Source organism: Bifidobacterium sp. LH_426 (assembly GCF_056356875.1).
This window is the reverse complement of the sequence record NZ_JBKEVB010000005.1, coordinates 93638-114794: the sequence shown is the minus strand read 5'-3', so window position 1 is coordinate 114794 and position 21157 is coordinate 93638. Positions and strand designations below refer to the sequence as shown.

The following is a 21157-nucleotide window of genomic DNA, read 5'->3' as shown; positions in this document are numbered from 1 at the left end:
GACTTGTGGATGGTTTATCGTCCCCGTTTCGCGTATGAAGGATCCGCCGTGGCCACCACATTCCATTCCACCCGTTCCACCACCGATTCGCTGACCGCCAAGCAGGCGATCCGCAAGGGCATCGCCGACGACGGCGGCCTGTTCGTCTCCGACCAGCTGGGTTCCGTGAAGGTCGAGATCGGCGATCTGGCCGGCAAGTCCTATCAGGAGATCGCGCGCCGCGTGCTGGGCGCGCTGCTGCCCGACTTCACGGCCGAGGAGCTGGGCGCGTGCATCGACGCCGCCTACGGCGACCAGTGGTCGGACGACCGCATCACGCCGTTGAAGCCGCTCGGCGACGACTTCATCCTCGAACTGTTCAACGGCCCGACCTCCGCGTTCAAGGACGTGGCCCTGCAGATCCTGCCCCGCTTCATGGCGCGCACCACGCCGGCCGGCGGCGACGCGGACGAGAGGATCATGATCCTCACCGCCACCTCCGGCGACACGGGCAAGGCGGCGCTGGCCGGCTTCGCCGACGCCCCGGGCACCGCAATCACCGTCTTCTATCCGGAGGGCAAGGTGAGCCAGGTGCAGGAGCTGCAGATGACCACGCAGACCGGCTCGAACGTGAACGTGGCCGCCGTGGAGGGCAACTTCGACGACGCGCAGTCCGCGGTCAAGCGCATCTTCGGCGACAAGGAGCTCGCCGCGAGGCTCGCCGGCGACTCGCACGTGGTGCTCTCCTCCGCGAACTCAATCAACGTGGGCCGTCTCGTGCCGCAGGTCGTCTACTACTTCTCCGCGTACGCGCAACTGCTCGAACAGCAGGTCATCAACGTGGGCGACGAGGTCGAGTTCGTCGTGCCGACCGGCAACTTCGGCGACATCCTCGCCGGCTACTACGCGAAGCTGCTCGGCCTGCCCGTCAAGCATCTCGTGGTCGCCTCCGACAAGAACAACGTGCTGTTCGACTTCCTCACCACCGGCACGTACAACCGTCAGCGCCCGTTCTTCCAGACGATCAGCCCGTCGATGGACATCCTCATCTCCTCGAACCTGGAGCGCATGCTCTACTACCTGTCCGACGGCGACACGCGCCTCATCGCCATGCTGATGAACGACCTCAAGAACTGGGGCACGTACGAGATCCCGGAGCCGCTGCTCGCCAAGATCCGCCAGCTGTTCGGCTGCGGCTGGGCGGACGAGGACCAGGTGCGCGAGATGATCGCCGACTGCTGGGAGAAGAACCGCTACGTCATCGACCCGCACACCGCGTGCGCGTACTTCGTCGCGCAGCAGATGCCGCGCGATCCGCTGACCCCGCGCGTGATCCTCGCGACCGCGAGCCCGTACAAGTTCCCGCGCGTCGTGAACGAGTCCCTCGGTTTCGACGCGACCGGCACCGATTTCGAGTGCATGGACGTGCTCGCGCATGAGACCGGCACGACCGCCCCGGCCGCGCTGCGTGGCCTTGAGACCGCCGATGTCCGCTTCGATACGGTCGTCCCGATCGACGGCATGGAGTCCTTCGTCGAGCAGGCCGCCAAGGCGCTGTGATCGCGTTTCGCAATCCCCCTCGGTAAGGAAATCCCCTTCAGCCCGTACCGGCGGCTGAGGGGGATTCTCTTACAGCAGGGCGAACACGACCGGCATGCCGATGATGACGACAAGCAGCGCGGCGATTCCCGCCCACGCTCCCGGACGCGCGAAGTTGCAGGTCCAGCCGATGCCGAAGCGTTTCGGCACGATCACGGCCGGATCGTCGCGGTTCCAGTAGATCACGCCGCCGATCCAGTATCGGTCGTCATCGCGGGGCATCGTCCCGCCGCCATCGCCGTCCCCGGCCGCATCACCGTCGTCCTCATCGAACACGCGCGCGCCGTTCTGTCCGTAGCGCACGCCCATGCCGATGGCGCCGACGACCGCGGCCACGGCGACGAGCGCCAGCAGCACGCCGACCGTTCCCGCGCCGACCACTCCGATGAGCGAGAGCTGGAAGCCAAGTCCCATCGCCGCGGCGACGAGCAGGCCGACGACGACCAGATACACGCTCCACGCCCGCGCGTACACACCGTAGGCATAGGCGCTGGATGCGGGCCGTTCCGGGTCCACCGGCCGCCGGGAACGCAACAGCACCGCATGGCAGACGACCATCACCGTGGCCATGACCAATTGCACAAGCACCGGATACCAGATCACGGCCGGCGACTTCACCGCCCATGAATCCACATGTCCGGCGAAATCCATGTGCATGGGCACGCGATCGGGCATGCGGTCGTAGCCGAGCACACCGACGAGGGTCGTGACGGCGAGCGCCACGGCCTGCAACGACTCCCAGCCGAATCCGAGAGGTTCGGGCGCGGCGGTTTCGGCAACGGCTGCCGCACGCCGGTCGCCGTCCGCCACCCATCCGCGTTCCCGTTTGACCGTCATGACCTTGCGGCGGCACGCCTGCTGCGCGACGACGGCGAGGACGGCGACGAGTACGGTCGCCATGCCGGCGGCCCACAATGCACCGGTCGCGCCGGCGAGAAGCCAGACCGCGAGCGAGACAGCGACGCATGCCGCGCCGGCCCCGACGACGGCACGCAGATATCCGGTCTTCAGCGTGCGGATGCGCGGGTCGCGGTGCGCGACGGGAGGCACGGTCACGCCGAAGACCTCACGCCGATCGGTCAGCCACGGCGTGAGCGCCATGGGGACGGCGACGAGCGACGGGAGGATGAGGACCGTCAGCAGCAGGGCAACGGTCGCGATGGTCGCGTTCATGGTGATTCTCCTTCATCCCGTCATTCGCCGTATACGCGGGCGAGTTGCGTGTGCACGAGGCCAAGGAACGACGCCGCGTCTCCCCCGCCCGCCTTGTGTTCGAGTATGAGCCGGTGGAGTTCGCCTTCGATGCGCGCGTCGCCGGGCGCGTCCGCGGCTCCGGCGCCTCGTTCGGCGACGACGGCGCCGGAGCCGCGTCGCATCGTGATATAGCCGTCGTCGCGCAGGAGCGCGTACGCCTTGTTGACCGTGTGCAGGTTGATGCCGAGGTCGACGGCGAGCGCGCGCACGGACGGCAGACGGTCGCCGGGCGCGAGTTCGTCGTTCGCGATGCCGGCGATGACGCCGCGTCGCAGCTGTTCGTAGATCGGCACGTCGCTGCGGGCGTCGATGTCGATGATCATCGGCATGCCCCCTTCCCTAAATCGTTCTGCCTGTTCCATATCAACTATAACACTTTTTGTGATCGCGGCGTTGCGCGTATGAACCACGGCGAAACGTCGACCGTCGGCACGGACCGCGACGCAACATAGCAAACATAGCAATCGACATGTTATGATGGTTGTTATGTAGAAACGTCAAAGGAGGCATGATGTGGTCGGAGGAAGAGATCGACGCGCTGCTCGAACCGCTGCGTCATGCCGACAGCGACGATCAGAGCGTCGAGGTCAAGGAGGCCGTCGGAGGATTGCCGACTTCGTTGCCCGAAACCGTCTCGGCGTTCTCCAATGGAAACGGCGGCACCATCATCCTCGGCGTTTCCGAACGCCATGGGTTCTCCTCCATCGATGGATTCGACGCCAGATCGATCGCGGACGCGATGGCGCAGATGTGCCGAGAGAAGCTGATGCCACCGGTCCGCCCGGTCATAGAAATCGCGGCATATCGCGGCTCGAAGGTGGTCGTCGCCGCCATCGACGAAATCGACCCACTGGACAAGCCTTGCTATGTACGTAACAGGGGCCGCTACAGCGGCTCGTTCATTCGTATATGGGATGGAGACAGGAAGCTCAGCCAATACGAGATCGACCGTCTGCTGGAGAACCGTGCACAGCCCACATACGACAAGGAGGTCGTCGACGAGGCCGCCGTCGACGACCTGATTCCGGATGCGCTTCAGGGCATTCTGGATTTATGCCGCAGGCAACGGCCGCGCATTTTCGGGAGAATCTCGGACGATGAGGCCTTGTGCATGCTGGGCGTCACGGGAACCGGCGCCGACGGCGGCATCCATCCCACGCTTGCGGGACTGCTCGTCGCGGGCGGCTACCCGCAGCAGTTCTTTCCGCGTCTGAACATCACGTTCACCCGGTATCAGGGGTACAGCAAGGTGTTCGCCGGTGGGGTGAAGTACATCGACAACCGGACCTTCGACGGCCCGATTCCCGAAATCCTCGAGGAGACGTTGCTCGCCGCGCGCAGGAACATGCGCATCGGCGGCGTGTTGGACGGTCCCCTGCGCAAGGACACCTTCGAGTATCCCGAAGAGGCCATACGCGAAGCGGTGGTCAACGCCGTCATGCACCGCGATTATTCGCCGATGGCCCGTGGCGGCCAGATCCAGGTCAACATGTATGCGGACCGGTTGGAGATACTCAGCCCCGGCGGACTGTACGGCGCCGTGACCACGGACACCATCGGCATGCCCGGCGCCACGTCCACCAGAAACCAGACGTTGGCCAAGCTGCTGGAGCTCACGCCGTTCCGCGGCGGGACCGTCGCGGAGAACCGGGGCACGGGATTCGAACTCATCACGGCCACCCTCACGGAGAACGGCAACGGCGCGCCCGAGATCGCCGACACCTTGACGGCGTTCCGCATGACCTTCCGATCGGCCGACACCGCCAGGCTGCCGGACAGCCGCAGGGATCGACGCTACGCCGCGCAGGGCGAACAGGCAGACGTCGACTACAGCGCCTCCGTGGGATTGGACCATGGCAAGGTGCCGAAACCCACGCATCCGAAGATCGTGCCGTTCCCCCATGGCGGCATCGACGTGCAGGACATCACCGACCGGGAGCTGTACGACCAGACCATCAAGGGCACGCCATGGCTGGAGGAACCATATGCCCGATACATGGGCATCGAACGGGATTCCCGGTCGGATGAAGGGACCGTGCCGGCCGAAGACACCGTGCCTGCGGCATCTTCAGCTATCAGCGCCGTCACGCCCATCGGCGACGACTCCGCGGCTCCACCTCACGAGGATGCCGGATACTCGCCGTTGGAGGAGGCGCTGCTGACGCTCATCGGCGAACACGGCACCATGGCGACACCGCAACTGGTGGAGGCGACCGGCGCCCCGCGTTCGACCGTCACATACCAACTGCGCAAACTGCTGCGCTCGGGGGCCATCGAACGCACCCAACCGGCCCGCAGCCCCAAACAGGAGTACCGTCTCAAGGCCGCCTAGGCAAGCGGCACGACGACCCATGTGAATTACCGGTTAACTCCGTCGCGCCGCCGCACGCATCATGCCTACAATGGCGAGACGAAGGGAGCAATCATGCCTGACAACAACGCTGTTACGCTGCGCAAGACCGAACCGTCCGATTATCCGCTGTTCGCACGGTGGTGGAACAACCCGTCCGTCGCCGACGGCTGCCGGAAGACCCTGGACGAGACAACCGACGACGAGGCGGAACGCCTGTTTCACGAATGGAGCGACGTCGATGACGACACCCGTTTCGGGCGGACGGTGCTCGACCCGTTCGGCAACCCCATCGGATTCGTCTCCGCCTGGGACGGCGGGGAACCGGACCGTGATCCCACGATGTCGGTGCTCATCGGCCCGTACTATCAGGATCGCGGCTTCGGCAACCAGGCCATGAAGCTCGGCATCACGCTGGCCTCCGAACAGCTCAAGGCGAAGAAGATCACCGTCAAGGTGTGGTCGTTCAACCTGCGCGCCCGCCACATGGTCGAATCCCTCGGGTTCGTCGAGGTCGACCGTCACGAAGGCGTCGTGGAGCGCGGCGGGCGCACGTTCGGCGAAGTGGTCTACCAGGCGCCGATCGCGCGCCTCACCGGCCGCATCACCGCCGAGGCCGCCGAGCGTGAGGAGGGCGAGAAGCTCGAGGCGCAGCGTTTCGCCGCCGAACGCCCCTCCGACCTCATGCCGGTGCGCTGAAGCCGAACCGGAACGAGTCCTTTAGCGGCGACGGGATTTGACCGGCGTCAGTCGCCGGCGTGAGTGGGAGTCACGGCCACCACGCACCGACTCCCGCTCACGCCGCGCTTGGGCGGCGGCACGAGACTTGGCGGCGCTCTCCTCCTCGAGGGAGGGCAGACCGGCGGCGGCACGACGGCCGTTCTCGCGTCGGTGGCCCCGCTCGTCCTTGCGTTCCGCGGCGATGGAGCCGGGAGCGGGGAACCAATGCAGCTGGACCAGCGTCTGGGCGAGGTTCCACAGATTGTTCGTCATCCAATAGAGCAGCACGCCGAACGGCAACGCCACGCCCGAGACCACGTAGATGGCCGGGAAGACGAACACCGTCATCCTCTGCATGCGGAACTGCGGAGAATTCATCGTATCCTTCGGCGTATTGCGGTGGATGAGCATCCATTGCATCGCGAACAACGACACACACATGACCGCGACGACCATGCCGATGACGGCGCGAGGCCCCACGGATTCGGCCGTACCGAATGTTTCGGACAGACGCACGCCGAACACCGATGACGATTCGACGCTGCCGGCAAGCACACGATCCATGGCACCGAGTGGCTCGGCCTTGCCCGACGCGATGGAGGGCAGCGACTGCAGCACGTAGTACAGGGAGCATAGGATCGGCGCCTGGATCATCGCGGGCATGCATGAGCCGAGCGGTTCGGCGCCATGCTCACGCTGCAACGCCATGAGCTCGCGTTGCAATGCCTCACGGGAACGTTGATCCCTACGTGCCGCGTATCTGCGCCTGATGCGCTGCATTTGCGGCTGGATGGCCTGCATCGCCCGCATGCCGCGCAGCTGACGGACGAACAGCGGGATCAGACATACGCGGATGACGACGACCAGGCACATGACGGACAGGCACCATGCGGGATCGGGACCGTCCGGCAGTCCGGCGGCGACGAACACGGCATGGATGAGGGTGAGTAGTTGGGCGATGACCCATTCGATGGGTCGGAACAGGGGCATGAGGGCATTCATGATGCTAAACGCTTTCCGGATAACGGTCCGGGTCCTGCATGGACCGGGACCGGCACGATGACGAATCTGAATATGAGAGGAACCGGCCGTGACCATGTCACGGCGTACATGAGCAAACAGAAGAGGAAAATTCAGATTCGCGGTTCGGGAAGCGTGTAACGGGCCCAACGCGGCACCCATTGCGGGCGCGCCCACGAGCGCACCTTGTCGCACAACACCGCATCGAAGCGGAAATCACGCGGCAACGGCTTGCGGCCGGCGCAGGACGCGCAGAGGGCGAGCGCATGTACGGCGACGCCTACGACCGTCGCAATCACGATGACGGCGCAGGATGCGGCCAACGCGACGACGGCGAGCGCCGTACCGGACGTGTCGGACGCGAACCCGCCGGCCATGCCGATGGACAGCGTCACGACGGTCAATGTAAGCAGGACGGCGAACGACGCCGGTCGGACGACGAGACCTCCACGTGAGAACAATGCAAGCCGTGTCGCGGCGACATGCCGCGTGACCTCCTGCACCAGCACGGCGGGAATGACGACGGGCGCGAGCATCACGAGGAGCATGGCATATCCCAGCCATGTGCCCAATCTGATGCCATCCATGCCGTCGCCAACCCCCGACCGTATATCACGTATATCGTTCGTCGTATGTTGCGGCCAGTATACGCCCTACAGGTCGCGGGGCGCGTCGTGGAAGTCGAAGAGGACGCCATCGGCCTCGTCGCAGATCGTGGCCCAGTCCGCGTCGGACGAGTCGTCGTGCATGGCCCAGACGCGCATGCCCGCGGATCTCGCGGAACGCACGGCGACGAGCAGGTCCTCGAACACCGTGCAGTCGCACGGTTCCACGCCGAGACGGGCGGCGGCGAGCAGGTAGACGTCCGGACGGTCCTTGCCCACGTCGTTCGCGTCGTCGACGGAGACGATGGCGTCGAACAGGTCGAACATGCCCACGTGCCGCAACGCCGGTTCCCTGAGGTGCGGCGGCAGGGATGTGGCGACGGCGAGCCGCACGCCGCGCGCCTTCAGGTCACGCAGATAGTCGAGCGCGCCCGGTTTCGCCTCGACGGTGGTCGCGTAGGCGACGCGCGCCATCTCGTCCCATTCGTCCATCAGCGCCTCGGGCGTGTCCTTGAGACCGAACCGCGCGATCGTGTATTCGGCGATCTGTCTGAACTGCATCGGCGCGACCTTGGCCATGTAGTCGTCGGGCACGGCGATGCCCCGCTTGGCGAGGAAGTCGATGTCGACCTGGTCCCACACGCCCATCGAGTCGAGGAGCGTGCCGTCGAGGTCGAAGATGGCGGCCTTGCGTGATGTCATGTCTGTCTCTCCCTCAGTCAGCTTACGGTTGCCGACTCCCCCGTCTCAGGGAGCCGGCACGGCTTCCACCCTCAGTCGGTTTCACCGACAGCTCCCGCCAGCGGGAGCCTGGATGAGGCGAGCAGTTCGCGGGCGTGGTCGAGGGAGGCCTCCGACTCGCTGCCGGAGAGCATGCGCGCGACCTCGTGGACGCGCGCCGCGTCCTTCACCTCGGCCACGGTGGTGACGACGCCGAGATCGTCGTCGTCCGCGTCCGGCGGCTCCTTGGTGACGACGAACTGCGAGTCGGCCCAGCTGGCCACCTGCGCCAGGTGCGTGACGACGATGACCTGCGAGCTGCGGGCGAGACGCGCGAGACGCCTGCCGAGTTCGACCGCCGCCTTGCCGCCGACGCCCGCGTCGACCTCGTCGAAGATGAACGTCATGTCGGACGGCGCGGCACCATGCTCCCCCACTGCCGCTTCCCCCGCGTGCATGTCCGCGGCGGACAGTTCGAGGGCGAGCATGAGGCGGCTCAGTTCGCCGCCGGACGCGCTTTTGCCCATCGGCAGCTGCGGCGAGCCCTCATAGGGGGTGAACAGGAACGCGATGTCGTCGCCGCCGTTCGCGTCGAGCGCGTCGGCTCCTTCACGCGGCGCGACGCGGATCTCCAGCGAGGCGCCGTCCATGGCGAGCGAGGAGAGCTCCTCGGTGACGCGCGCGGCGAGCCGGCCGGCCGCCGCAGCGCGCGCCTCGTGCAGACGCGCGGCGGCCTTCGCGGCGGTCTCGTGCAGCCGGTCGCGTTCGGCCTCCAGCTCGGCGAGCTTCTCGGGTGATGCGTCCAGATCCTCGATGTCGAACGCGGCCTTGTCGCGCCATGCGATCACGTCCTCGATGCCCGGCCCCCAGCGGCGCGTCAATTCGTCCAAGTCGTGGATGCGCGCGTTCAGCGTGTCGAGGTCGGCCTCGCCGACGTCCTCGCCGAGATGCCCGGACAGGGTGAAGACGATGTCCGCGAGGTCGGCGTTCACCGATTCGAGCCGGTCGGCGAGCTCGTCGAACCCGCCGTCCGACACGTGGATGGCGCGCAGCGCCTGCGCCGCCTCGAGAATCCGGTCGGAGGCGCCGGCCGCCTCGGCCGGCGAGTCGGCGAGTTCCAGCTGCGACGGGTCGAGCGCGGCGAGCGCGTGGGACACGCCTTCGGCGATGTCCGCCGCGTTTTCGATGCGGTCGCGTTTCGCCTTCAGCTCCTCCAGTTCGCCCGGATGCGGGTCGACCGCGTTGATGCGGTCCACCGATTCGCGCAGGTAGTCGGCTTGCGCGCGTGCGGAGGACTCCTGCGAGCGCAGGCGTTCGAGACGGGCGTCCATGTCGGCCAGTTCGCGCCATGCCGCATGGTAGGCGGCGAGTTCGCGCCCGTCGTCGGCGGCGTGGTCGAGGAAGTCGCGTTGGCGGGCGGCGGATGCGATCCGCAGCTGTTCGGCCTGCCCGTGGATGGTGACGAGTTCGCCGGCCACGGCGGCGAGCACGGAACGCGGCACGGTCTTGCCTCCGAGCACGGCGCGCGAGCGTCCGGTGGCGCGCACGGTGCGTGCGAGGAACAGTTCGCCGTCCTCGGGTTCGACGCCGGCGCGGCGTGCGATGGCGAGCACGCCGCCGGCGAGCGCCTCGTCGTCGTCCGCGTCGTCGCCGACCGTCTCGTCCGCCGCGTCGGCGGCGTGGGTCTCGTCATCCGTCCCGTCGACGGCAAAGATGCCCTGCGCCCAGGCTTCGGACGCGCCGACGGAGATGCGTTTCGCGTTGGCGGGTCCGCCGGAGATGAGCGACAGGGCGCTCAGCAGCATCGATTTGCCGGCACCGGTCTCGCCGGTGATGGCGGTCATGCCGCAGGCGGGGGTGATGACGGCGGACCTGATCGGGCCTAGGTCGCGCAGGGAAAGTTCCTCGAGCATCAGCGGCGCGCCTCCCCGTCGCCGTCATGGCGGTAGTCGGAGTGGTCCGCATACGTGGAACGGAAGTCGGCGGCGACGCCGTGCTGTCCGTGGTTCGCGCCGCCGGCGCCGCCGTGCGCGGCCTGTTCGCGCCATCCGACGACGGGCAGGTCGAATTTGGTGACGAGACGCTCGGTGAACGGCGCGCCGGAGAGGCGCGCGAGACGCAGCGTGCCGTGCGAGGCGCGCACGTCGACGCGCGTGCCCTTCGGTAGGGCGCGCTGGCGGCGGCCGTCGCAGCAGATCCATCCGCCGGACATCGAATCGTCGAGTATGGTGATCGTGAACGTGGAGTCGGCGCCGATGACGAGCGGACGCGCGAACAGGGCGTGCGCGGCGAGCGGCACCAGCTGGAGCGCCTTCACGTTCGGCCACATGATCGGGCCGCCCGCGGAGAACGCGTAGGCGGTGGACCCGGTGGGCGTGGACACGATGACGCCGTCCGCGCCGAACGAGCTCATCTCCACATCGTCGACGCTGATGGACAGTTCGACCATCTTGCCACGGTCGGCGCGTTCCAGCGTGATGTCGTTCAACGCCCAGTTCTCGATGGGCGTCGACGCGCCCGGCAGCCACACGTCCACGTGGGCGATCATGCGCTCGTCGATCGAATAGTCGCGGGTGGCGATGCGTCGGATCGCCTCGTCCATCTGGAAGCTTTCGAATTCGGCGAGAAACCCGACGTGCCCCATGTTCACGCCGAGGATCGGCGTGCTCGTGCAGCGGACGAGTTCGGCGGCGCGCAGGATCGTGCCGTCGCCGCCGAGCACGACGACGATCTCCGTGTCGTCGCCGACGACGGGCGGCTGCACGTCGAATGCGGGAGGTTCGAGATTGTCGATGATGGAGACGTCGAATCCGGCGTCGTGCAGCCTGCCCACCACGTCGGACACGACGGTGCCGCTCTGCCTGAGCCGCGTGTGGGTCACCACCACCGCATGACGAACACCGGTCATCGACTCCCCCTTGGATGGACGGAACAGTACAACTGCCACCCATCCTAACCGAATCGAACGGATGTTGGAAACCCCGTTCCCGAACCCCGGCGCGTGCGGTTTCTCGACATGCACGCCTACAATGGCCTCACATACGCCGGCGCACGCCGGGAGCACCATGAGAAAGACAGCACGGACGGACAAGGAGGGGCGAGGGTACATGGCGGATCCCGTCTTCGACCAATCCTCCTCCAACCGGGAGGCCTCCCGCGGCTACGCGTGGTGGTTCTCCGGCAACACGTTCGCGCAGGCGGCGGACGGGGACGGGCGCCCGCCGCGTCAGCGCACAATCATCCAGCACTTGGTCTCGCACCCCGGACGCCTGACCATCATGTACTTCATCGTGCTGGTCATCGCGGCGACGACCATGCTGCTCATCCCGCCGTCCACGCCGAAGGGCGAGAAGACCACGTTCTCGACGGCGATGTTCACCGCCGTCTCCGCGCTGTCCACATGCGGCATCTCGATCGTCAACTCGACCACGCATTGGACGACGTTCGGACAGGCCGTGCTGCTCGTCTCCGTGCAGTTGGGCGGCATCGGCGTGATGACGTTCGCCTCGCTGATCACGCTCGCCATCAACCATCACATGAAGTCGACGCAGCGCCTGCTCACGGCGAGCGAGCTGGGCACGTCGAAGCTCAGCGAGATCCGCGGCGTCCTCACCGTCGTCATCGGCACGACGATGTTCATCGAGACCGTGACGTTCATCGCCCTGTTCCCCGGCCTGCTCAAGGTCAACGAGGGCGACTGGCGCAAATCCCTGTGGGAGTCGCTGTTCTTCGCGGTCATGTCGTACAACAACGCGGGCTTCACGCCGGACACGGCCGGCCTGCACGTCAACAGCTGGGGCGTGGGCCTGCCGATCATGCTCTCCGCTTTCCTCGGCACGCTCGGCTTCCCCGTGATCCTCAACCTGCTCAAATGCGCGCGCGGGCACGTGCCGCCGAAACGCTGGAGCCTGCACACGAAGATCACGCTCTCCGTCACGTTCATCATCGTCGTCATGTCGCTCACCTGGTTCCTGCTCGTCGAATGGGGCAACCCGTTCCTGTTCAGGGACGCGGACTTCAACACGCGCATGCGCTACGCGATGGTCGCCGCCGTCATGCCGCGCAGCTCCGGTTTCGACCTGTCGTGGGTGCCACAGGTGAGCGAACCGACGAAGGTGTTCATGAGCGTGATCATGTTCATCGGCGGCGGCAGCACCTCGACGGCCGGCGGCATCCGCGTGACCACGTTCGCGGTGATCCTGCTCATCTGCAAGGCCTCGTTCACCGGCCACAAGGACATCAACACGTTCCACCACCGCATCCACACGAACGTGGCGATGACGGCGGTGAGCATCACCAGCACCTGCCTGCTGCTCGTGCTCGTCTCCTCCCTGTCGCTCATGCTCGTCTCCGGCGCGTCGCTGACGAACGCGCTGTTCGACTCCTGCTCGGCGTTCGGCCTCGGCGGCTACACGGTGGGCGTGGCGCGCGAGGACAATCCGGCCGCGCTGGCGATTCTCGCGGCGACGATGGTCGTGGGCCGTCTCGGACCAATGACCATCGCGTATTCGATCAGCCGCCCCCGTTCGCTGGAGGCGGTGCGCTACCCGACCGAGCCGATCGTGGTCGGCTGAACCCCGCAACGTTTCACGACATTTCACGACATACGGAAAGGACTGCAAGGCAATGGCGAAATCAGGCAAGAGCGTGCTGGTCGTGGGATTGGGCCGTTTCGGCAGCGCCGTGGCCATGACCCTCGACGCGATGGGCCAGGACGTGCTCGCCGTCGACAGGGATCCGGATCTGGTGGCCCGCTGGTCCGCGCACGTGCCGGTCGTCCAGGCGGACATGACCGACGTGCTCGCCATCGAGCAGATCGACGCCTCCCAGTTCGATACGGCGGTCGTCGCCATCGGCGACAGCGTCGAGGCGTCGGTCATCACGACCGGCAACCTGCTGGACGCGGGCGTGACCGACCTGTGGGCGAAGTCGGTGTCCGTGCAGCATGCGCGCATCCTGCAGCGCATCGGCGCGCGTCACATCATCAACGCGGAGACGGACGCGGGCAAGCGCGTAGGACATCTGGTGAGCGGCAACTATCTGGACTACATCGAGATCGAGGGCGCGCACACGGTCGTGAAGATCCACACGCCCTCGCACGCGGTGGGCCATTCCATCGAGGACGCGCAGGTGCATGAGCGTTACGGCATCACCGTGGTCGGCATCAAATCGCCGGGCAAGGAGTTCCAGTATGGTTCGAAGGAGCTCATCATGCACCGCAACGACGAGCTGGTCATCATGGGCAAGGAGGACCAGATCGACCGCTTCATCCACGCCGGCAACCGCTGATCGTTCTCTTTGCGCCCTTCCTCAGGCGCGCGCGTAGAGGAGGTATTCGGCGTTGCCGTGGGTGCCTTCGATGGGGCTCGGGGCGGTGGCGACGACCTTCAGGCCGTGTTCGCGCGCGCATGCGGTCACGTCGTCCAACGCCTTGACGCGTAATGATTCGTCGATGACGACGCCGTGGCGGTCGAGTCCCGCCCGCCCCACTTCGAACTGGGGTTTGACGAGCAGCACGATGTGCGCTCCGGGCGCGGCGATGCGCGCGATCACGGGGATCACGTAGGTCAGGGAGATGAAGGAGACGTCGGAGACGATCATCGCCGGAGCGTACGGCAAGCTGTCGGCCGTGACGTCGCGGACGTTGACGCCGCTCATCTCGATGACGTGTTCGTCTCCGGCGACGCGCGGGTCGAGCTGGCCGTGGCCGACGTCGAGCGCGATGACCCGGCGTGCGCCGCGGCGCAGCAGCACCTGCGTGAACCCGCCGGTGGACGCGCCGATGTCGAGGCAGTCGAAGCCCACCGGTTCGGGCAGTCCGTGCGCGGCGAACGCGTCGAACGCACCGACGAGCTTGTAGGCGCCGCGCGAGACGTAGTCGTCGCCCTTGTCGACGACGATGCGCGTGTGCGCGGCATCGCCGATCGCATACGCGGGTTTGGTCACGACCTTCCCGTTGACGGTGACATGCCCGCCTTTGATGAGCCGCTGCGCCTTGGAACGCGAGTCGACCCCTCCCCCGGCGACGAGCCACAGGTCGAGACGGTCGGGCATGTCGATCGGCTCGTCATCGGCCTCGTATGAGGCGATGCCGTCGTTCGTCATTCTCGTTCCCTCCTTCTCATGACTGGTGCGCCGGTATCGTGGATCAGTCGCCGATCGCGTCGAGTTCGCGCTTCAGCTCGTCGAGCAGGCCGCGCAGCGCGGCGATGCGCCCGTCGTCGTCCATCTGGTCGAAGCCGGGCAGCACGTCGGCGATGTCGCCGGTGGGCGGCGTGGCCGTGGCGTCGTGCGTGATGCCGTTCATAGTGCCGTTCACGGTGCGGTCGTCGCTCACAGCGTGAACTCCGGCAGCGTGATCGCGGTCATGTCGACGCCGGCATCGGCGGCCTGCCATGCGGCGCAGATCGCGGCGCGCAGCGCGTCCACGCTCGTCGCGTCGGAGACGACGAACGTGCCGGCGGCCGCGTCCAGCACGGCCTCGGCGCCGCCGCACGTCCAGCGTCCGTCGCCGTGGTCGCGCGGTTCGGGCATGGTCTCGCCGAGCGCGCGCAGGTCCGGCGCCACATAGGTGGGACGCAGGTGCGCGGGCGCGAGCATCAGCTCATGCGGGTTCGTGACGCCGGTCAGTACGGCGAGTGAGTCGTAGCCGCCCCGGTTGCCCGCCTCGATGTCAGTGTCGAGTCGGTCGCCGATGGCGATGGACTCGTCCTTCGGGACGAGCGACTGGCCGCCGGACGCGTTGAGTTCGCGCGCCTCGTCGTACATGTACGATTCGGGCTTGCCCGCGGAGGCGACCGGTTCGACGCCGGTGGCGGCGATGACCGCGCGGATCATCGAGCCGCAGCCGGGCGCGATGCCGAGTTCGCGCGGGATGGTCAGGTCGCGGTTGGTCACGAAGTACGTGGCGCCGGCCTCGACGGCGAACGCGGCGTTCGCCATCATCTGCCAGGTCATCTCCGGGAACCAGCCCTGGATGACGGCCGCGGGTTTGACGGTCGGATCGTCGGTGACGACGAGTCCGGCGCGCGTGACCTCCTCGCGCAGATGCTCCGCGCCGACGACGAGCACGGTGGAACCGGCGGGCACGGCCTTGGCGACCATGCGGGCGGCCACCACCGAGGAGGTGATGACCTGCCAGGGTTCGACGTCGAGGTCGAAGCCCTTCAGCTGGTCGGCGACGACGTGCTGGAAACGCGACGAGTTGTTCGTCGTGTATTCGATGGTCATGCCGGCGGCCTCGGCGGCGCGGATGGACGCCGCGGCGTGCTCCACCGGGTTCTTGCCCCGGTAGACCACGCCGTCGAGGTCGAGCAGCGCGAGCTTGTAGGCTTCGGCGATCGGGGCCGTGGTGCCTTTGAGGAATCGCGTCATGCGTCCGCTCACGCCTCGGTCGTCTCGGATTCGTCGGAGGCGGATTCATCGGAAACCTGTTCCGGCTCGTCGTCGGATTCGGCGCCTTCGACGGCCTCTTCGGCCGGGGCCTGCGTCTCGTCGGTGTCGGCGGTTTCGCCGTCGACGGACTCCTCGGAATCCTCCTGGGTCTCCTCCTCGGCGTGGGCTTCGGACTCGGACTCGCCTTCGGCGGTCTCGGCCCCGTCCTCGGATTCGGCTTCGGACTCCTCGTCGCTCTCCTCGGTCTCGTCCTCGGGCGCGTACTGGGCGTCGTCCTCGGAGATGCCGAGCTCGGCGAGCACGTCCGGATCGTCGAGGTGCTCGAGATCGTGGTCGATGATCACGTCATCGCTCTCCTCGTCCTCGTCGAAGTCGGCGTACTGGTTCTCCAGCTTCTCGATGACCTGGTCGAGCGCGATGGCTTCGTCGGAACGGCCGGCCTCCTCGAGGAACAGCTGCTCGGCCTGCAGGGCGCGCATGCGGTAGCTGCCGGCCAGACCCTTGGAACGGCCGAGCGTGTGCACGATCTCGATGGCCTTGTCCCAATGCTCCAAATCACCGAGCGCGCCGGCGTACACGAGGAACATCTCGGCCTTGGACTCGCCCTTCAGGTACTTGGCGTCGTCGGAGACGGCCATCTCGATGGCCTTCTTCGGGTTGCCGAGACCACGCTCGCAGTCGGCCATGAACGGCAGGTAGTCGAGGTAGCCGTTCATGCGGTACGCGGTGCGGAACTCCTTGAGCGCGAGCTTGTAGTCGCCCTTGCGGTAGGCGACGAACGCGAGCGTCTCACGCGCGAAGTCGATGCGGGAGGCCTGCTTGGCGACCCACTGGGCGTGCTCGAGCGCGGCCTGCGGATCGTCGTCGAGCAGCGTGTACGCGGCGAGGATGTGCAGGCCGATGTTCTCGGCGTGCTCCTTGGACAGGCCGCGCAGACGCTCCTTCTCGTCCTTGGAGAGCATGCCCCACACCATGCCCTTCGGCATGCGGGGCTCGTTCGGACGACGATCGGTGTACGGGTTCTGCGAGGGGAAGCTCACCGCGCCTTCGCCGTTGCGGCGAGGGCCGTTCTCACGACGATCGTCGAAGCGACGGGAGTCGTCGCGCTGGTAGCGCGGGTTGCCGCCGCGATCGCCGCGATCGTCACGACGCTCGTCACGACGGAAATCGCGATCGCCGTCACGACGGAAACCGCGGCGGTCATCGCGGCGATCGTCACGATGGAAGTCGCGACGGTCGTCCCTGTGGAAGTCCTTGCGGAAGCCCTGACGCTCGCCGTCACGACGGTCGTCACGACGGAAGTCGCGATCGCCGTCACGACGGAAATCACGATCGCCGTCACGATGGAAGTCCTTGCGGAAACCACCCTTGCCGCCGCGACGGTCGTCACGGTGGAAGTCACGGCGGTCATCGCGACGGAAGCCGCCGTTGCCGCGACGCTCGCCGTCACGGCGGAAGTCGCGGTCACCGCCCTGACGCGGGCCCTTGTGGAAATCACGACGCTCGCCGTCGCCGTCACGACGGAAATCACGATCGCCGTCACGATGGAAGTCCTTGCGGAAACCACCGCGACGGTCGTCGTCACGGCGGAACCCGCCGCGCTCGCCGTCCTTGCGGAAACCGCCCTTATGGAAACCGCCGGACTTGCCGTAGCCGCGACGCTCGCCGTCACGACGGAAATCACGGTCGCCGCCCTGACGCGGACCCTTGCGGAAGCCGCCGCGCTCGCCGTCACCGTCACGGCGGAAATCGCGATCGCCGTCACGATGGAAGTCCTTACGGAAACCGTCCTTGTGGAAGTCCTTGCGGTAGCCGCCGCGGCGCTCGCCGTCACGGCCCTCGCCGTCGCGGCGGAACCCGCCGCGCTCGCCGTCCTTGCGGAAACCGCCCTTATGGAAACCGCCCTTGCCGCGCGGCTTGAAGCCGTTGCCGCCGCGGGAGCCGGGACGACCGGAACCGTGGCCGTAGCCGCCCTTGCGGCCGCCGAACGACTTGCCGGAACGCTCGTTGCCTTCTGCCATGTTGTGTATGCCTTTCTCTACTACGAAAGTCTTGTCTTATGCGCGTATGCGCGACCGGATGCGCCGGTTCAGCGCTTCTCGACGGCGCCGAGCGCCTTCTTGCCGCGGCGGATCAGCGCGAAACGACCCTGGAGGAAGTCGTCTTCGCCGAGCGTCGCCTCGTCGCTCTCCACGCGCGCGTTGTTGAGGTACACGCCACCGGACTTGATGGCGCGACGTGCCTCGGAAACGGTCTTGAACAGGCCGGCGGCCTGTGCGGCGTCGATCACGCGCACGCCCGCTTCGACGGACGGGAACACGTGCTCGCCGTTCTCGTCGACGACCTTGAAACCGTCGAGCACCGATTCGAGCGTCGCCTCGTCGATGTCGGCCAGATCGCCGCCGCGACCGAACAGGGCGGCGGAGGCGTCGATCGCGGCCTGCGTGGCGGCCTCGCCGTGCACGAAGCTGGTGACCTCCCAGGCGAGCGCCTTCTGCGCCTCGCGACGGCCCGGATTGGTCTTCGACTCCTCGACGAGGCGTTCGATCTCCGCCTTCGGCAGGAACGTGAACGCCTTCAGGAGGCTCTCCATCTCCACGTCCGGACGGTTGATCCAGAACTGGTAGAACTTGTACGGCGAGAGCATCGTCGGGTCGAGCCAGACGGCGTTGCCCTCGGACTTGCCGAACTTCTTGCCGTTGGCGTCGGTGATGATCGGGCTGGTGAACACGTTGACGTCCACGCCGCGCACCTTGTGGATGAGGTCGAGGCCGGAGGTGAGGTTGCCCCACTGGTCGGAGCCGCCGAGCTCGAGCGTGCAGTGGTATTCGTCGTACAGATGGAGGAAGTCGTTGCCCTGCAGCACCTGGTAGCTGAACTCGGTGAAGGAGATGCCCTCCTCCGAGTTGAGGCGGCGGGCGACCGTGTCCTTGGCGAGCATCGTGCCGAGACGGAAGTTCTTGCCGACGTCGCGCAGGAAGTCGATGACGCTCATCTGCGCGGTCCAGTCGTAGTTGGAGACGAAGCGCACCGGATTGTCGCCGTCGGTGACGAGGATGCCGCCAATCTGCTTCTTCAGACGCTCGGCCCAGCCGGCCACTACATCCTTCGGGTTGAGCGTGCGCTCGCCCGACTGGCGCGGATCGCCGATCAGGCCCGTGGCGCCGCCGACGAGGGCGATCGGGTGATGGCCCGCCGCCTGGAGGTGGCGCATGTTGATGAGCTGGACGAGGTTGCCGATGTGCAGGGAGGCGGCGGTCGGGTCGAAGCCGCAATAATAGGCGATCGGCTCCCCGTTCAACGCTTCTGCGAGTCGATCGCGGTCCGTGGACTGCGAGATCAACCCGCGCCATTCCAGCTCATCGAGCAGGGTGTCGAACCCCGCTTCTTTGAAGTCGATGACGTGAGCCATAACTGGTCGCTCTCCCTATCGAATTGTGGGTATTGTCTTGGATGCGCCCGGATTCCGAGCGCCTACCAGTCTCGCATGCCGCGGCGACAGTGCCGCGCGGCACGCGTGCGCTTCCGTCACCGGCCGCTGCGGCGCAGCTTCTCGAACGCCTCGCGCAGCTGCTGGAGGGATTCGTCGTTGCGCGTCGCCTTGAGGCGCGGGAAGGAGACGATCATACGGCGCTGCTGACGGTTGAACGCGCTCGCGGCGGCTTCACGGATGCGCAACATCAGCTCGGTGGACATCTCCCTGCCGGAATGCCAGGTTCCGCCGACCTTCTCGCCGATCGTCTCGCCCACCTTGCCGGGCACGCCGCCAAGACGCTCGTTCGCGCCGGCCGCGACGCCCGCGGCAAGTTCGGCGGCGCGGCCGGTCGCCTCGCCCATCGCGTCGCCGACCTTCTCGCGCATCTCGCCGAACGCGTCGCCGTACTTGGCGACGGCCGTCTGGAACTGTTCGAGGCTCTTCTCGAAGTCGACGATGCCGACCACGGTGACCACCGCGTCGACGGTGATGGCAACGAGGAACACGGCGCACATCACGTGAATCAGGACCAGCGGGATCATCGCCGTGACGCGCGCCACCTGCGGCTGAATGACGTCGACGATGGCGACGCCGCCGATGCCGAACACGATCGCGCCGAGCAGGCAGATGCGGCCGTTCAGGTTGAAGCGGAAATGCGAATAATCCCACCAACGGGCGTGGAACAGCTCCTCCATCGCCCAGGAGGTGAAGTATTCGAGGATGCACGCGCCCACCGAGGAGACGAGGAACACGACCGCCGGATTGCGTTCCCCGCCGAACACGACGACGGCGAGGACCGCGCCGGTGCCGTAGATCGGGCATAGCGGGCCGTTGAGGAAGCCGCGGTTGACAAAACGCCGCTGCTGCACGGAGACGAGGACGGACTCGTACACCCAGCCGCAGAAGCTGTAGAACAGGTACCACAGGAACAGGTATTCGAGGAAGAGCATCGTCATCGCGCGCGCTCCTCGTCCTTGACGTTCCTGTCGCCTTTACCGCCCTTGCCTTTGTTGAACCGGTCGAGCGAGAACGTCTCGCGTGTGGCGGACAGTTTGTCGGCGGCGGTGACGAGCCATCCTTCCACGTAGCTGGGCGCGGTGGGCGTCATCGGGAACATGTGGCAGGAGATCGAATCGCGTTCGATCGCGTTGAGGCGGAAGTCGCGCATCGCGTTGAGCAGCGCGGCGTTGCCGTGCGTGAACCCGTGCAGCCGGTGCGTGCCGCCGTCCCAGTCATGCCAGTCGTAGAGGAAGTAATCGTGCAGGAGCGCGGCGCGCACGAGCGACTTCAGGTCGACGCGGTTCCACAGGTGCGCGCGGTCGGCGAGCCAGACGGCGAGGCACGCCACGCGGATGGAGTGCGCGAACGTCGACACGTTGCCGTGCTGGTAGTTCGCGCGTTCGCGCTGCATGTTCGGGTGCGCGAGCACTTCGCGCCCGTTTTCGGCGACGATCCGCCGTATCTGCGTTCGGGTGAGCAGACGTCCCACGATGTCGATCCCCTATCGGTCGGTTTCCATTCGGTGCCGATTGTACGAAGGGGATGTGTCGGGCACGCTCGTCCGCGGGGATGATTCACAAGGCGATTGCAGACGGGCGGGTCCGGCGTTCCGGCGGACCGCCGGTTTTGGTCATTACTCGGTCATTCCCCCCTGCGTCTGTCGGTCCAGATATTCGCGGTAGGCGCGGAACCCGCCTTCGAGGCTCGCCACGTCGTAGCCGCGGTCGGCGAGGATCTCGGCGACCTCCTCGCTCCACCAGCCTTCCGCGCAGAAGACGACGACGGTGCGTCCCACCGGTACGGTCTTCAGAACCTGCGCGAGCGGGTCGAGCGGCGCGTTGATTGCGCCTTCGATCGGATGCGCGGCCACGTCGGCCGGCTCGCGCAGGTCGAGCAGCGTGACGTTCCGCTTGTCGAGTGCGGCGAATTCGGCCGGCGTGATGCGGCGGATCGCGGATTCAGCGGTGTCGGACGCGGTCATGACCGCGTCGGCGGCGTCGCTATCGGCATGCCATGCGATGGGCATTGGTTCCCTTCTCT

At 66.7% G+C, this 21157-nt stretch carries 20 protein-coding genes; 5 read left to right on the top strand and 15 right to left on the bottom strand.

What is annotated here, in order from left to right:
- Positions 1-48: 48 nt before the first annotated feature.
- On the top strand, positions 49-1539 hold the full coding sequence (gene thrC, locus AC1AYD_RS06675) for a threonine synthase (RefSeq protein WP_476502121.1): 1491 nt from the start codon (positions 49-51) through the stop codon (positions 1537-1539).
- A gap of 69 nt (positions 1540-1608) precedes the next feature.
- Here the strand turns inward: thrC and AC1AYD_RS06670 are convergent, their stop codons facing one another.
- Together AC1AYD_RS06670 and AC1AYD_RS06665 are read right to left on the bottom strand one after the other, a co-directional pair.
- Complete coding sequence (locus AC1AYD_RS06670; RefSeq protein WP_476502120.1) at positions 1609-2751, bottom strand: DUF1648 domain-containing protein; 1143 nt, start codon at positions 2749-2751, stop codon at positions 1609-1611.
- Positions 2752-2771: 20 nt separating this feature from the next.
- The gene (locus tag AC1AYD_RS06665; protein ID WP_476502119.1) at positions 2772-3161 is read right to left on the bottom strand and encodes a GntR family transcriptional regulator; all 390 of its coding nucleotides are present in this window, start codon (positions 3159-3161) and stop codon (positions 2772-2774) included.
- A gap of 179 nt (positions 3162-3340) precedes the next feature.
- Between AC1AYD_RS06665 and AC1AYD_RS06660 the strand changes: the two genes are divergently transcribed.
- Entirely contained in the window at positions 3341-5164 is a 1824-nt protein-coding gene (locus AC1AYD_RS06660; protein ID WP_476544866.1) for an ATP-binding protein, read from the top strand.
- Positions 5165-5257: 93 nt separating this feature from the next.
- On the top strand, positions 5258-5881 hold the full coding sequence (locus AC1AYD_RS06655; protein ID WP_476544865.1) for a GNAT family N-acetyltransferase: 624 nt from the start codon (positions 5258-5260) through the stop codon (positions 5879-5881).
- Positions 5882-5902: 21 nt separating this feature from the next.
- Here AC1AYD_RS06655 and yidC read toward each other — a convergent pair whose 3' ends face one another.
- The 5 genes from yidC to AC1AYD_RS06630 form a co-directional block, all read right to left on the bottom strand.
- Positions 5903-6892 carry a membrane protein insertase YidC gene (gene yidC, locus AC1AYD_RS06650; protein WP_051922751.1) on the bottom strand — a complete coding sequence of 330 codons (990 nt, stop codon included), beginning with the start codon at positions 6890-6892 and terminating at the stop codon, positions 5903-5905.
- Between the two features lie 143 nt (positions 6893-7035).
- Positions 7036-7509 (bottom strand): hypothetical protein, encoded by a 474-nt coding sequence (locus tag AC1AYD_RS06645; RefSeq protein ID WP_034526326.1) that lies wholly within the window; start codon positions 7507-7509, stop codon positions 7036-7038.
- A 66-nt stretch (positions 7510-7575) separates the two neighbouring features.
- Positions 7576-8229: an HAD family hydrolase gene (locus AC1AYD_RS06640; protein ID WP_034526324.1), complete on the bottom strand. Its 654-nt coding sequence runs from the start codon at positions 8227-8229 to the stop codon at positions 7576-7578.
- 71 nt (positions 8230-8300) lie between these two features.
- Positions 8301-10160, bottom strand: coding sequence for a DNA repair protein RecN (locus AC1AYD_RS06635; protein ID WP_034526323.1), 1860 nt, complete (start codon positions 10158-10160; stop codon positions 8301-8303).
- Positions 10160-11155, bottom strand: a complete 996-nt coding sequence (locus AC1AYD_RS06630; protein WP_034526321.1) for an NAD kinase — start codon at positions 11153-11155, stop codon at positions 10160-10162. The genes AC1AYD_RS06635 and AC1AYD_RS06630 overlap by 1 nt, the downstream gene beginning before the upstream one ends.
- Before the next feature lie 199 nt (positions 11156-11354).
- On the opposite strand from AC1AYD_RS06630, the gene AC1AYD_RS06625 reads away from it, so the two are divergent.
- A complete protein-coding gene (locus AC1AYD_RS06625) occupies positions 11355-12821 on the top strand; it encodes a potassium transporter TrkG (protein ID WP_476544864.1) in 1467 nt (488 codons plus the stop codon).
- Between the two features lie 52 nt (positions 12822-12873).
- The gene (locus AC1AYD_RS06620) at positions 12874-13536 is read left to right on the top strand and encodes a potassium channel family protein (RefSeq protein ID WP_034526317.1); all 663 of its coding nucleotides are present in this window, start codon (positions 12874-12876) and stop codon (positions 13534-13536) included.
- A 21-nt stretch (positions 13537-13557) separates the two neighbouring features.
- Here AC1AYD_RS06620 and AC1AYD_RS06615 read toward each other — a convergent pair whose 3' ends face one another.
- The 8 genes from AC1AYD_RS06615 to AC1AYD_RS06580 form a co-directional block, all read right to left on the bottom strand.
- A complete protein-coding gene (locus AC1AYD_RS06615) occupies positions 13558-14352 on the bottom strand; it encodes a TlyA family RNA methyltransferase (RefSeq protein ID WP_238567598.1) in 795 nt (264 codons plus the stop codon).
- A 43-nt stretch (positions 14353-14395) separates the two neighbouring features.
- On the bottom strand, positions 14396-14584 hold the full coding sequence (locus AC1AYD_RS06610; RefSeq protein ID WP_034526313.1) for a hypothetical protein: 189 nt from the start codon (positions 14582-14584) through the stop codon (positions 14396-14398).
- Positions 14581-15621: an HAD-IIA family hydrolase gene (locus tag AC1AYD_RS06605; RefSeq protein ID WP_034526312.1), complete on the bottom strand. Its 1041-nt coding sequence runs from the start codon at positions 15619-15621 to the stop codon at positions 14581-14583. Before AC1AYD_RS06605 ends, AC1AYD_RS06610 begins: the two co-directional genes overlap by 4 nt.
- Positions 15622-15629: 8 nt before the next feature.
- Complete coding sequence (locus tag AC1AYD_RS06600; protein ID WP_051922750.1) at positions 15630-17663, bottom strand: hypothetical protein; 2034 nt, start codon at positions 17661-17663, stop codon at positions 15630-15632.
- Positions 17664-17731: 68 nt separating this feature from the next.
- Positions 17732-19054 (bottom strand): tyrosine--tRNA ligase, encoded by a 1323-nt coding sequence (gene tyrS, locus AC1AYD_RS06595; RefSeq protein WP_034526311.1) that lies wholly within the window; start codon positions 19052-19054, stop codon positions 17732-17734.
- Positions 19055-19170: 116 nt separating this feature from the next.
- Complete coding sequence (locus AC1AYD_RS06590) at positions 19171-20067, bottom strand: putative ABC transporter permease (protein ID WP_034526535.1); 897 nt, start codon at positions 20065-20067, stop codon at positions 19171-19173.
- A 2-nt stretch (positions 20068-20069) separates the two neighbouring features.
- On the bottom strand, positions 20070-20606 hold the full coding sequence (locus AC1AYD_RS06585) for an HD domain-containing protein (RefSeq protein WP_193788483.1): 537 nt from the start codon (positions 20604-20606) through the stop codon (positions 20070-20072).
- Between the two features lie 144 nt (positions 20607-20750).
- The gene (locus AC1AYD_RS06580; RefSeq protein ID WP_034526310.1) at positions 20751-21143 is read right to left on the bottom strand and encodes a rhodanese-like domain-containing protein; all 393 of its coding nucleotides are present in this window, start codon (positions 21141-21143) and stop codon (positions 20751-20753) included.
- Positions 21144-21157 lie beyond the last annotated feature (14 nt).